The sequence below is a fragment of the Bifidobacterium aerophilum genome (assembly GCF_010667685.1).
Taxonomy (GTDB): Bacteria; Actinomycetota; Actinomycetes; order Actinomycetales; family Bifidobacteriaceae; genus Bifidobacterium; species Bifidobacterium aerophilum.
On sequence record NZ_WHZW01000001.1, the window covers coordinates 176,894 to 190,471 of the forward strand.

A 13,578-nucleotide genomic window follows, 5' to 3' on the forward strand; every position below is an offset into this window, starting at 1 on the left:
GTGTCGGTATGATCGGCGGCACGGCTGACGGCGGTAAGTTCCTGGGTGTCGGTGTTGTCCGGCTTGAGGGTGGTGGCATCGTTGCGGCGCGCGTCTTCGGTGGCTTCGAGCAGGGCTTGACGTACGTCGATGGAAATGGCGTCGGTGGCTTCGGCAAGCGATTTGATGTCGGGACCATGGGAGGCGATGAAACGCGACACGGTGACGAGCACGTTGCCTTTGGTGCCTTTGAAGACGGAGCGCAGGTCCTTGGCTTCGGCGCCCTGCCAGCCGTAGCCGGGAGAGAGGATCGGGCCGGTGAACTGCGACGGGTCGATGCCGCTGTCGTCGATCCACTGGCCGATGGTCGCGCCGATGATAAGGCCGACGGAGCCCATGCCGCTGATGCCGTTGTTGAATTTCTGCACGGTGCTGGCGACGCCGAACGCGACGGTTTTGCCTTTGTAGTCGCCGCGCTGACGGATGGCGGTCTGCAGGCTGGCGCCTTCCTCATTGGAGGTGAGCGACGCCACGAACACGCCGCGGCCGTTGTCGAGCGCGTCGTTGATCACGCCGCCGAGCGATCGTGCGCCGTAATACGGCAGCAGCGTGATCGCATCGGCGAGCAGGGGCGCGCCGGGCTTGAAGTAGGCGTCCGAGATCGCCGAGATCGTCGTGGCAAGACCGCCGTGCAGGCAGTCGACGATCGTGATGATGCCCATCTGCCGCGCCGCGTACAGTACGCGTTCCAACGCCGCGATGCCTTTCGAACCGTACCGTTCGAACATCGAGGATTGGAATTTGACCGCTGCGGCGCGGCCGGACGCGGCTTGCAGCATGCGCATGGCATACAGCTCCGCGCCTTCGGCATCAATGTTGTAGCCCCAGTCAGTGAGGAGCTTGCGATGCGGGTCGATTCCTACGCACAACGGGCCGTATTTGGCCATCGAATTGCTCAGGCGCAGACCGAAATCCGAGCGCTGGGCTTGCTGCTCTTCACTGCTGAGGCTACTGGTCATTGGTTATCCCGACCTTCCATTGCGAACAACTGCTGTGAATGCTCCTGGATGCTCATGATCTGGTAGTCGTTCTTCTTGACGGCTTCGATGGCCATGAGCACGGCTTGGAATTCAGTCATCGTCGTGAACTGCGGGATGTCGGCGGCGATGGCCGCGGCACGGATGGAGTATCCGTCGGAACGCGAGCCGCGCGAGTTCGGCGTGTTGAGGATCAGGTCGATGTCGCCGTCCTCGATGAGTTCCACGACGTTTTTGCCGATGCTGCCTTCCGCATGCTTGACGATGATCGGCGCGTCCGGATCGGTGTCCATGCGCGTGTTGATCTTGTCGACGATCTTCGAGTCGATGCCGTAACGGCGAAGCACGGAGGCGGTGCCTTCGGTCGCCCAGATCGTGAATCCGAGCTCGTTGAGGCGCACGGCGACCATCGGCAGCTGGCGCTTGTCGGTGTCGTTCACGGAGATGAACACGTTGCCGCCGGTGGGCAGTCCGCCGTCGTAGGCGGCGAGCTGGCTCTTGGCGAATGCGTGCGGGAAGTCGCGGTCGAAGCCCATGACCTCACCGGTCGAACGCATCTCGGGTCCGAGCAGCACGTCGACGGTCTTGCCGACCGGGGTGCGGAAGCGCTTGAACGGCAACACGGATTCCTTGACGGCGACCTGCTGACCGCGGTGCATGATGCCGCCGTCGCCCTTGGGCAGCAGCAGGCCGTTGGCACGCTGGTCGGCGACGGTTTCGCCGGCCATGATGCGGGCGGCGGCCTTGGCCAGCGCCACGCCGGTGGCCTTGGACGCGAACGGCACGGTGCGCGAGGCACGCGGGTTGGCTTCGATGACGTACAGCGTGTTGGCCATGAAGGCGTACTGGACGTTGATCAGGCCCTTGACGCCGCAGCCCTTGGCGATGGCGTAGGTGCCTTCGCGCAGACGGCGGATCTGGTCGTCGGACAGCGTCGACGGCGGCAGGGTGCAGGCCGCATCGCCGGAGTGGACGCCGGCTTCCTCGATGTGCTCCATGATGCCGCCGATGTACAGCTCCTCGCCGTCGAACAGCGCGTCGACGTCGATCTCGATGGCGTCCTGCAGGAACTTGTCGATGAGCAGCGGGGAGGGCAGACGTCCGGAGACGACCGTGTCGGCCTTGGCTTCGTCGAGCGCGCGGTTGACGTACTTGACGAGCTGGGCGTCGTCGTACACGATCTCCATGCCACGGCCACCGAGCACGTAGCTCGGACGCACCAGCACCGGGTAGCCGATGTTGTGCGCGGCCTCGCGGGCCTCGTCGAGCGACAGCGCGGTGCCGTAGCGCGGCGCGTTCATGTGCGCCTTCTTGAGCACTTCGCCGAACAGCTCACGGTTTTCGGCCAGGTCGATGCTCTCCGGCGTGGTGCCGAGGATCGGGACGCCCGCGGCCTTGAGGCGTGCGGCGAGCGACAGCGGGGTCTGGCCGCCGAGCTGCACGATCACGCCCTTGACGGGGCCCATCTTCTTCTCGGCCTCGTAGATCTCAAGCACGTCCTCGAAGGTCAGCGGCTCGAAGTACAGACGATCGGACATGTCGTAATCGGTCGACACGGTCTCCGGGTTGCAGTTGACCATGATCGTGTCATAGTCCTTGCCGAGCTCCTGCACCGCATGCACGCAGGTGTAGTCGAACTCGATGCCCTGGCCGATGCGGTTCGGGCCGGAGCCGAGAATGATCACGGCCTCGCGATCGCGCTTGCGCAGTTCCGTCTCGTCGGCATAGCAGCTGTAGTAGTACGGCGTGACCGCGTCGAACTCGGCGGCGCAGGTGTCGACGGTCTTGTAGACCGGACGCAGGCCGTAGTTCCAGCGCAGCTCGCGCACGGTGTTCTCGCCTTCGTCGCCCAGGCCGCGCAGATGCGCGATCTGCAGGTCGGACAGACCGGCCTTCTTCGCCTTCTTGAGCAGCTTCGGCGTCAGGGTTTCCGCCGAACGCACTTCAAGCGCCATGTCGTTGATGAGCGTGAACTGGCGGATGAACCACGGGTCGATCTTGGTGGCGTCGAAGATCTGCTGCTCGGTCGCGCCGCCCCACAGGGCGCGCATGATCTGCAGGTAGCGGTGCTCGGTCGGGATCGTGATCGCCTGAAGCAGTTCGGCGACCTCATCGGCGGAAGGCTTCTCGCCATCCCAGTTGAAGCCCATGTGACGCTTGTCGATCGAGCGCATGGCCTTGCCGAGCGACTCCTGGAAGTTGCCGCCGAGGGCCATCGCCTCGCCGACGGACTTCATGGAGGTGGTGAGCCTCGGATCGGCGCCCGGGAACTTCTCGAACGCGAAGCGCGGCACCTTGGTCACGACGTAGTCGATGGTCGGTTCGAACGAGGCCGGCGTGGACTGCGTGATGTCGTTGCGGATCTCGTCGAGCGTGTAGCCGAGGGCCAGCTTGGTCGCGATCTTGGCGATCGGGAAGCCCGTGGCCTTGGATGCGAGGGCGGACGAACGCGAGACGCGCGGGTTCATCTCGATGACGATGATGCGGCCCGTGTCGGGGTGGATGGCGAACTGGATGTTGCAGCCGCCGGTATCGACGCCCACGCCGCGGATGATCGCGATGCCGATGTCGCGCAGCTTCTGGTATTCACGATCGGTGAGGGTGAACACCGGGGCGACGGTGATCGAGTCGCCGGTGTGCACGCCGACCGGATCGACGTTCTCGATCGGGCAGACGACCACGACGTTGTCCTTGCGGTCGCGCATGAGCTCGAGCTCGAATTCCTTCCAGCCTTCGATGCCCTCCTCGATGAGGACCTCGTCGGTCGGCGAGTAGTGGATGCCGGCACCGGCGATGCGGTGCAGCTCCTCCTCGTTGTGCGCGATGCCGGATCCGAGGCCGCCCATCGTGAAGCTCGGACGCACGACCAGCGGGTAGCCGAGTTCCTCGGCGATGCGGTCGCATTCGCGCAGGGTATGCGCGATGCGCGAGCGGGCCGACTCGGCGCCGGCCTCCTCGACGACCTTCTTGAACAGCTCGCGGTCCTCGCCGCGGTCGATGGCCTCGAGCGAAGCGCCGATCAGCTCGACGTTGTACTTCTTGAGCACGCCGGCCTCGCCGAGCGCCATGGCGGCGTTGAGCGCGGTCTGGCCGCCGAGGGTCGGCAGCAGGGCGTCAGGGCGTTCCTTGGCGATGATCTGCTCAAGGATCGGGGTGGCGATCGGCTCGATGTAGGTGGCGTCCGCCATCTCCGGGTCGGTCATGATGGTGGCCGGGTTGGAGTTGACCAGGATGACGCGAATGCCTTCCTCACGCAGCACGCGGCATGCCTGGGTGCCGGAATAGTCGAACTCGGCCGCCTGTCCGATCACGATCGGGCCGGAGCCGATGACCATCACCGACTTGATGTCCGTACGCTTAGGCATTGCGGTTTTCCTCCTTGGTCGTCTTCGCCGTCTTCATCAGGTCCACGAAACGGTCGAACAGGTATGCGGCGTCATGCGGGCCGGCCGCCGCCTCGGGGTGGTACTGCACGGAGAATGCGGGGATGTCCACGCACTGCAGGCCCTCGACCACGTCGTCGTTGAGGTCGATGTGGGAGACGAACACCTTGCCGTACTTGCCGTTGCCGTACGGGGCGTCCACCGGGTCGCCGATCGGGGCGTCCACGGCGAAGCCGTGGTTGTGCGCGGTGACCTCGACCTTGCCGGTGGTCAGGTCCTTGACCGGCTGGTTGATGCCGCGGTGGCCGAACTTGAGCTTGTAGGTGCCGAAGCCCAGCGCGCGGCCGAGCAGCTGGTTGCCGAAGCAGATGCCGAAGAACGGGTAGCCGGCGTCGAGCACCTTGCGCAGCAGCTCGACCTCCGGGTCGGCCTGCTCCGGGTCGCCCGGGCCGTTGGAGAAGAACACGCCGTCCGGGTTGAGATTCTGGATCTCCTCGAACGTGACGGTGGACGGCACGACGTGCACGCGGCAGCCGCGCTCGGCCATGCGGTGCGGGGTCATGGCCTTGATGCCGAGGTCGACGGCCGCGACGGTGAACAGCGGTTGCTTGCCTTCGAACTCGCCGCACGGTTCGATGGTGTACGTCTCCTTGGTGCTGACCTCGTCGTAGAGGCTCAGGCCCTTCATCTGCGGGGTCGCCTTGACCTCGTCGAGCATGGAGGCGACGGAACGCGGCTTGCCGGATTCGTCGAGCAGCGCGTCGCCGGAGAAGATCGCCGCACGCATCACGCCGGCGGAGCGCAGGTGACGCACGAGCTTGCGGGTGTCGATGCCGCTGAGGCCGACGATGCCCTCACGCTTGAGATCGTCGTCAAGCGAGCCGGTGGCACGCCAGTTGCTCACGATCGGGCTGGGATCGCGCACGACGTAGCCGGCGACCCAGATGCGCGACGACTCGGGATCCTCCTGGTTGATTCCGGTGTCGCCGATGTGCGGGAACGTCTGCACGACGATCTGACGGTCATAGCTCGGGTCGGTCAGCGTCTCCTGGTAACCGGTCATGCCGGTCGCGAACACGAGTTCGCCGTGTGTGGTCCCAAGCGCGCCATAAGGCTCCCCCACATACACTTGCCCGTCCTCAAGAACAAGAACGGCGTCATCAGGGGAAAAACTCACGGCTTCGGAATCAATCTGGTTCACCAAAACCCCCTCAAATATCTCGGGTCAACTGTCTTTCACGATAGCGGCCGGCGGGGACTCGTGGAACCCGCGCGAAGCCGCAAGTTGCACTGTTTTATTCGGACTCGCCGGTCGAGGATTCGCCGGCCTCGCCCGACTCGTCGACGGACGGATCGGCGTCCGGCTTGCGGTCGCCCTCCGTCTTGGAATCCTGGCCGATCGACGCGATCACCGCGTCCTTGTCGGTGCAGATCGCGCTGAGCAGGCCATGGATGAACGCCGGGGAATCGTCGTCGGACAGGGTCTTCGCCAGACCCAACGCCTCGTCGATGGCGACCTTGTCGGGCACCTCGTCGTTGAACAGGATCTCCCATACGGCGATGCGCAGGATGTTGCGGTCGACGACCGGCATGCGCCAGACCTTCCAACCGGTGGAATGGTCGTTGAGCGTACGGTCGATGTCGCGACGGTGCTCGGCGACGCCGCGCACGATATCGATGGCGTAATCGGGAAGCGGAGTCTGCGCGCCCGGCTCGGCGATGCGCTCAGCAAGAAGGGACAGGATATCCTGTCCCTTCTCGTCCGCTTCGTACAACGTGTTCAGAGCCCTCTTGCGGGCGGTGGAACGTGCCATGAAGCTCTCTATTCCTTTGATCTCTTGCTGGCGGGATCAGCGGTTCGTTCCGGCTATCAGCCGTTTTCGCGGCCGAGGTAGGAGCCGTCGCGGGTATCGACCTTGACCTTCTCGCCCTCGTTGATGAACAGCGGGACCTGGATTTCGGCGCCGGTCTCGACGGTGGCCGGCTTGGTGCCGGCGTTGGAGCGGTTGCCCTGCAGGCCCGGCTCGGTGTGGGTGATGGTCAGGATCACGGAGGCCGGCAGTTCGACGGACAGCGGGGTGCCGTCGTGGAAGGACACGATGCAGTCGGTGCCCTCAAGCAGGTACTTGGCCTGATCGCCGACCAGGGACTGCGGGATGTAGATCTGGTCGTAGGTGGTCATATCCATGAAGACGAAGTTCTCGCCGTCCTCGTAGGAGTACTGCAGGTTGCGGTTGTCGACGGTCTCGAATTCCATCTTCATGCCCGCGTTGAAGGTCTTGTCGACGATCTTGCCGGAGAGCACGTTCTTGATGGTGGTGCGCACGAAGGCGGGGCCCTTGCCCGGCTTGACGTGCTGGAACTTGGTGACGGTCCACAGCTGGCCGTCGAGGTTCAGAACGGAACCATTCTTGATGTCATTGGTAGTCTGTGCCACGATTACTCACCTATCGTTTGATTGAATGTTCGTGAAGCTGAAAATAGCCTTGGCTATTATGCCATACCGCCTATACAGGCGTTTCCGCCACGCTCCCGATATCTCCCAATATAAGGAAACCCCCTGAACCTATTCGGATTCAGGGGGTTTCCTAGAACGCTAGTTCAAGCGTGTCATGATCTCTCTGATGAAAATCAGGCGAGGATCTTGGTGACACGGCCCGAGCCGACGGTGTGGCCGCCTTCACGCACGGCGAAGGTCAGGCCCTCCTCCATAGCGATCGGCTGGATCAGCTCGACGGTGAAGGTCGCGTGATCGCCCGGCTGGACCATCTCGACGCCTTCCGGCAGCTCGATGACGCCGGTGACGTCGGTGGTGCGGAAGTAGAACTGCGGACGGTAGTTGGAGAAGAACGGCGAGTGACGACCGCCCTCGTCCTTGGTCAGCACGTAGACTTCGCCCTCGAACTTGGTGTGCGGGGTGACGGAGCCCGGCTTGGCCACGACCTGGCCACGCTCGACATCGGTACGGTTGATGCCACGGAGCAGCAGACCGGTGTTGTCGCCAGCCTCGCAGGCGTCCATGGTCTTGTGGAACGTCTCGATGGAGGTGACGGTGGTCTGCTGGGTCGGACGGATGCCGACGATCTCGACCGGGGTGTTGACGGCCAGCTGGCCACGCTCAACACGACCGGTGACGACGGTACCACGGCCGGAGATGGTGAAGACGTCCTCGATCGGCATCAGGAACGGCTTGTCGAGGTCGTGGACCGGGGTCGGGATGTACTCGTCGACGGCGTCCATGAGCTTCTTGACCTGCTCAACCCAGTGCTCGTGATCCGGAGCGTCATCGTGCAGAGCGCCGTAGGCGGACAGACGGATGACCGGGCAGTCACGATCGAAGCCGTTCTCGTCGAGGAGGTCACGGACCTCTTCCTCAACGAGCTCGATGAGCTCCTCATCGTCGACCATGTCGCACTTGTTCAGGGCGACGAGGATCTTCGGGACGCCCACCTGACGGGCGAGCAGCACGTGCTCGCGGGTCTGGGCCATCGGGCCGTCGGTGGCGGCCACAACGAGGATGGCGCCATCCATCTGGGCAGCGCCGGTGATCATGTTCTTCACGAAGTCGGCGTGGCCCGGGCAGTCCACGTGAGCGTAGTGACGCTTCGCGGTCTGGTACTCGATGTGGGCGATGTTGATGGTGATACCACGCTGCTGCTCTTCCGGAGCGGCGTCGATCTGGTTGAAGTCGTACTCCGGGTTGAGATCCGGGTACTCCTCGTGCAGGACCTTGGAGATGGCCGCGGTCAGGGTCGTCTTGCCGTGATCGACGTGGCCGATGGTACCAATGTTAACGTGCGGCTTAGTACGCTCGTACTTTTCCTTTGCCATTACTTTTGTCCTCCTGGACGTCTCGTGTAGGGCTCCCCAAGCTCGTGGCCCGGGGCACTCGCTACAGTTTACTGGGTTTCTGGGTTATGTGCCACATTGGAGCCAGAACCCAGTCAGCGCTACACGATATTAGCGCTGACTGGAGACACTGTCATCTCACAATGTGACCCCGCGTGTCACTCGCCGCGCTGGGCCTTGACGATCTCGTCGGAGACCGACTTCGGGACCTCGGCGTAGGAGTCCATCTGCATGGTGAACATGGCGCGGCCCTGGGTCTTGGAACGCAGATCGCCGATGTAGCCGAACATCTCGGACATCGGGACCTTGGCGTCGATGACCTTGACGCCGGTGGCGTCGGTCATGGACTGGATGTTGCCACGACGCTGGTTCAGATCGCCGATGACATCGCCCATGTACTCTTCCGGCGTACGGACTTCCACGGCCATGATCGGCTCGAGGATGACCGGCTTGGCCTTCGGGGCGGCTTCCTTGAACGCCATGGAACCGGCGATCTTGAAGGCCATTTCCGAGGAATCGACCGGGTGCATCTGGCCGTCGTACACGGTGGCCTTGACGCCCACGACCGGGAAGCCGGCGAGCACGCCGGACTCCATGGCTTCCTTGACACCGGCCTCGATGGGTCCGATGAACTCGGCGGAGATGTGGCCGCCGGTGACCTCGTTGACGAACTCGAACGTCTCGCCGGCCTCGGTGTCGAGCGGCTCGAAGTTCATGAACACCTTCGCGAACTGGCCGGAACCACCGGTCTGCTTCTTGTGGGTGTACACTTCGTTCATCACGGCCTTGCGGATGGTCTCGCGGTACGCGACCTGCGGCTTGCCGACGTTGCACTCGACCTTGAACTCGCGGCGCATACGGTCGACGATGATGTCGAGCTGGAGCTCGCCCATGCCGGCGATCAGGGTCTGGCCGGACTCTTCGTCGGTGGTGACCTGGAAGGTCGGATCCTCGTCGGAGAGCTTCGCGAGGGCGATGCCCATCTTCTCCTGATCGGCCTTGGTCTTCGGCTCCACGGCCACCTGGATGACCGGGTCCGGGAAGGTCATGGACTCGAGGGAGATCGGGGCGGACTCGGCGCACAGGGTATCACCGGTGGACACGTTCTTCAGACCGACGAACGTGTAGATGTTGCCGGCTTCGGCGGCATCGACCGGGTTCTCCTTGTCGGCGTGCATCTGGAAGATCTTGCCGATGCGCTCCTTCTTGCCCTTGGTGGAGTCGAGCACGTTGTCGCCCGGCTTGACGGCGCCGGAGTAGACGCGCACGAACACGAGCTTGCCGTAGAACGGGTGCGTGGAGATCTTGAAGACGAGGGCCGCGAACGGATCGGAGGTCAGCGGCTTGCGGTCGATCTCGACGGATTCGTCGCCCGGCTTGAAGCCCTTGATGGACGGCACATCCTCCGGGGACGGCAGGTAGTCGATGACGGCGTCCAGCATCGGCTGCACGCCCTTGTCCTTGAACGCGGAACCGCACAGCACCGGGTAGGCGCGACGCTCGATGGTCAGCTGGCGGATGCCGGCGCGGATCTCTTCCTCGGTCAGCTCGCCGGACTCGAGGTACTTCTCGGTCAGTTCGTCGCTGGCCTCGGCCACGTCGTCAAGCAGCTGGGAGCGGTACTCCTCGGCCTTGTCCTGCAGGTCGGCCGGGATATCGGTGGTGTCGTAGTGGGCACCCTGGTCGGTGGACACGTCGTTCCACACGTAGGCCTTCATGCGGATCAGGTCGACGACGCCGGCGAAGTCGTTCTCGGCGCCGATCGGCAGCTGGACGACGAGCGGCTTGGCGCCGAGCTTGTCCTTGATGGTCTGCACGGAGAAGTAGAAGTCGGCGCCGAGCTTGTCCATCTTGTTGATGAAGCAGATACGCGGAACGCCGTACTTGTCGGCCTGACGCCACACGGTCTCGGACTGCGGCTCAACGCCTTCCTTGCCGTCGAAGACGGCGACGGCACCATCGAGAACGCGCAGGGAGCGCTCCACCTCGGCCGTGAAGTCCACGTGGCCCGGGGTGTCGATGATGTTGATCTGGTACTTGTCCTTGGTGTCGTGCGTCTGGCGGTTCCAGAAGCAGGTGGTGGCGGCGGACTGGATGGTGATGCCGCGCTCCTGCTCCTGAGCCATGAAGTCCATCGTCGAGGCGCCATCGTGGGTCTCACCGATCTTGTAGTTCTTACCGGTGTAGAAAAGGATGCGCTCGGTGGTGGTGGTCTTACCGGCATCGATGTGAGCCATGATGCCGATGTTGCGGATCATGTGCAGATCCGAAAGCACGTCAAGTGCCATTGCTATTCCTTAGCTCTCGTTCTTGGAAATTACCAGCGGTAGTGAGCGAAGGCCTTGTTGGCCTCAGCCATCTTATGAGTATCCTCGCGGCGCTTGACAGAAGCACCGAGGCCGTTGGAGGCGTCGAGGATCTCGTTGGCGAGACGCTCAGCCATGGTCTTCTCGCGACGGGCGCGGGAGAAGTCGGTCAGCCAGCGCAGGGACAGCGTGTTGGCGCGGTTCGGCTTGACCTCGACCGGGACCTGGTAGGTGGCGCCACCGACGCGGCGGGAACGCACCTCGAGGGACGGACGGATGTTGTCCAGAGCGCGCTTGAGGACGGCGACCGGCTCCTGGTCGGTCTTTTCCTTGATCATGTCGAGCGCGGAGTACACGATGTCCTCGGCGATCGACTTCTTGCCGTCGAGCAGGATCTTGTTGATGAGCTGGGCCACGACGGTCGAGCCGTAGATCGGATCGGGCAGCAGCTGGTGCTTCTTAGCGGGTCCTTTACGTGACATATCTCTTACTTCGCCTTCTTTGCTCCGTACAGGGAACGACCCTGCTTGCGGTCCTTCACACCCTGGGTATCAAGCGCGCCACGCACGATGTGGTAACGCACACCCGGCAGATCCTTCACACGGCCGCCGCGCACGAGCACGATGGAGTGCTCCTGCAGGTTGTGGCCCTCGCCCGGGATGTAGGCGGTGACTTCGATGCCCGAGGACAGGCGCACACGGGCGACCTTACGCAGAGCCGAGTTCGGCTTCTTCGGGGTGGTGGTGTAGACACGGGTGCACACGCCGCGACGCAGCGGGCTGCCCTTCAGCGCCAAAGTCTTCGACTTCTTCGGCTTCGGCGAACGTCCCTTGCGGACGAGCTGTTCAATAGTAGGCAACTTGAATTCTCCGATTCAGTGGTTTCTTTGTCTTCGTGCGACCGCCACACTGCGCCCACACTTTGCCCACTGATCGACGGATCATCGGTCAAAGATAGCCACAGTCCACCGGCCCGATGGCCCGATCCTCTTTCACAGTCCGCATTGCTGCGCGCGATCCAGTCGATTCACGGGATATCCCAACCCGCATGCCTGTCACATAAGGCATGCCGTTGGCACACACGAATTATTATGATACGTCGCCGTCGGACAAACGACACGCCAGAGAACGCGATCGTCGAAACGCAAAAACCCGGAACTCTCGTTCCGGGTTTGATGGGGTGGATAACGCGGCTCGAACGCGCGACCTTCTGAACCACAATCAGATGCTCTACCAACTGAGCTATATCCACCATGTGGACTGTTCCAGCGGACTAGAATCAGGCAACGGATGGATACTATACATGAGTTTTTTCCCCATGGCAATTCCGCGTGTCGCGACACGCAGGTAAGACATGTTTTGTTTGTTTTCACCACGATTATCCGTCATTGTGTGCGGTTTTGTTCGACTACTTCATCCCCAATGAAACAGTTGAAAACATTGATATAAAAGCCTCTCAAACAACAGGCGAACCTGTCACATATCATGTATAATGTCACATGAAGGCCGGAGTTGCCAACCAGTAGGGAATCCTTCAGGTAGCAACGAAGCGCCACGGCATATCGCCAACGCAACGCCTTCCGATAACAGAACACAAAGAAAGCGACAAGGTGGTACGGCGAAAGCCGGGTCGCAGCATCACCCATCCACATGGCAGTCCAGACAAGTGGCATTGGTCCGCGCAAGGCGGCGCGGAAAACGACAGAGACAACCTCCTTCCGAAGCGGCGGCCCGTACGATCATCCGTACGGGCCGCCGCTTCGCATATGCGCGCCAGACCAAACCCCGGCCTCTCCGCATGGCCGCCGCCCGACCGATACGGCCCGGAGTAGACTCGTGTGCGTCATCGTCACGCGTCGTCCGCCGTCAGCGCGGCCGCATTTGCCCAAGGAGCCGACATGCTGTCCTTCGAAAACGACTATTCCTGCGGAGCCACCCCCGAGATCCTCGACCGACTCGCCGCGACGAACTCGACGCAGTTCCCCGGCTACGGCTCGGACGACATCTGCGAGCAGGCCAAGGCGAAGATCCGCGAGGCATGCGGCGCGCCGGACGCGGACGTGTGGTTCCTCGTCGGCGGCACCCAGACCAACCAGACCGTCATCGACTCGATCACCCCGCAGTACGCGGGCGTCGTCGCGGCGACCAGCGGCCATGTGAACGTCCATGAGGCCGGCGCGATCGAGGCGACCGGGCACAAGGTCCTCACACTGCCCGCGCATAACGGCAAGATCGACGCCGACGAACTCGACCGGTACTGCGCCACGTTCTATGCGGACGGCAACTACGAGCACATGGTCTTCCCCAGTTCCGTCTACGTCTCGCAGGCCACCGAATACGGCACGCTGTACACCAAGGACGAGCTCGAGCGCATCGCCGAGGTCGCGCACAAGTACGACATGCCGCTGTTCGTGGACGGCGCGCGCCTCGGCTACGCGCTGACCGCCACCGGCAACGACGTGACGCTCGCCGATCTCGCCCGCATCGCCGACGTGTTCTACATCGGCGGCACCAAGGTGGGCGCGCTGTTCGGCGAGGCGGTCGTGTTCACGCACCACGGCGAGTTCAGCGGTACGCCGAGGCATTTCCTCACGCTTATCAAGCAACACGGCGCATTGCTGGCGAAGGGCTGGCTGCTGGGACTGCAGTTCGACACGCTGTTCACCGACGGACTGTACCTGCGCATCGCCCGCCACGCGAATGAGACGGCCGACCGCATCCGCGCCGTGCTGCGTGAGAAGGGCTATACGCTGACCTTCGACGCGCCGACGAACCAGATCTTCATCACGCTGGACGACGCGACCCGCACACGCCTCGAAGCCGGAGTCCGTCTTGGTTTCATGGAACAGGCGGACGCGGACCATGTCGTGATGCGCATCTGCACGAGCTGGTCCACCACCGAGGCGCAGGTCGAGGAGCTGCTCGCGCTGCTGTAATAGTCCGGTCGCGAAGCTTTTCGCTAACCTTGAGGCGGATTCCGCTTGCCGCATGGGTCGTTCTGCAAACCTTGAGGCAGGTGTCCCGC

Annotated in this window: 9 protein-coding genes, 1 tRNA gene and 1 pseudogene; 1 reads left to right on the top strand and 10 read right to left on the bottom strand. The window is 63.1% G+C overall.

Going from position 1 to position 13,578, the window contains the following annotated elements; all coding sequences use genetic code 11:
* Nucleotides 1-80: 80 nt before the first annotated feature.
* The 10 genes and pseudogenes from pyrF to GFD25_RS00695 form a co-directional block, all read right to left on the bottom strand.
* Nucleotides 81-998: pseudogene (gene pyrF, locus GFD25_RS12085) on the bottom strand (orotidine-5'-phosphate decarboxylase); the annotation flags it as partial.
* The gene (gene carB / locus GFD25_RS00655) at nt 995-4,381 is read right to left on the bottom strand and encodes a carbamoyl-phosphate synthase large subunit (protein ID WP_163228924.1); all 3,387 of its coding nucleotides are present in this window, start codon (nt 4,379-4,381) and stop codon (nt 995-997) included. The pseudogene pyrF and the gene carB, both read right to left, overlap by 4 nt.
* A complete protein-coding gene (gene carA / locus GFD25_RS00660; protein ID WP_163228926.1) occupies nt 4,374-5,600 on the bottom strand; it encodes a glutamine-hydrolyzing carbamoyl-phosphate synthase small subunit in 1,227 nt (408 codons plus the stop codon). Before carA ends, carB begins: the two co-directional genes overlap by 8 nt.
* Nucleotides 5,601-5,694: 94 nt before the next feature.
* Nucleotides 5,695-6,213 (bottom strand): transcription antitermination factor NusB, encoded by a 519-nt coding sequence (gene nusB / locus GFD25_RS00665; protein ID WP_163228928.1) that lies wholly within the window; start codon nt 6,211-6,213, stop codon nt 5,695-5,697.
* Between the two features lie 56 nt (nt 6,214-6,269).
* Nucleotides 6,270-6,836 carry an elongation factor P gene (gene efp, locus GFD25_RS00670; protein ID WP_163228930.1) on the bottom strand — a complete coding sequence of 189 codons (567 nt, stop codon included), beginning with the start codon at nt 6,834-6,836 and terminating at the stop codon, nt 6,270-6,272.
* Nucleotides 6,837-7,030: 194 nt separating this feature from the next.
* Nucleotides 7,031-8,230 carry an elongation factor Tu gene (gene tuf / locus GFD25_RS00675; RefSeq protein ID WP_163228932.1) on the bottom strand — a complete coding sequence of 400 codons (1,200 nt, stop codon included), beginning with the start codon at nt 8,228-8,230 and terminating at the stop codon, nt 7,031-7,033.
* Nucleotides 8,231-8,406: 176 nt separating this feature from the next.
* Nucleotides 8,407-10,536, bottom strand: a complete 2,130-nt coding sequence (gene fusA, locus GFD25_RS00680; RefSeq protein ID WP_163228934.1) for an elongation factor G — start codon at nt 10,534-10,536, stop codon at nt 8,407-8,409.
* A 29-nt stretch (nt 10,537-10,565) separates the two neighbouring features.
* Nucleotides 10,566-11,036 (bottom strand): 30S ribosomal protein S7, encoded by a 471-nt coding sequence (gene rpsG / locus GFD25_RS00685; RefSeq protein ID WP_163228936.1) that lies wholly within the window; start codon nt 11,034-11,036, stop codon nt 10,566-10,568.
* Between the two features lie 5 nt (nt 11,037-11,041).
* Nucleotides 11,042-11,413, bottom strand: a complete 372-nt coding sequence (rpsL, locus tag GFD25_RS00690) for a 30S ribosomal protein S12 (protein WP_003825774.1) — start codon at nt 11,411-11,413, stop codon at nt 11,042-11,044.
* Nucleotides 11,414-11,729: 316 nt separating this feature from the next.
* Nucleotides 11,730-11,805, bottom strand: a tRNA-His gene (locus GFD25_RS00695).
* Nucleotides 11,806-12,451: 646 nt separating this feature from the next.
* On the opposite strand from GFD25_RS00695, the gene GFD25_RS00700 reads away from it, so the two are divergent.
* Nucleotides 12,452-13,489, top strand: a complete 1,038-nt coding sequence (locus tag GFD25_RS00700) for a threonine aldolase family protein (protein WP_163228938.1) — start codon at nt 12,452-12,454, stop codon at nt 13,487-13,489.
* Nucleotides 13,490-13,578 lie beyond the last annotated feature (89 nt).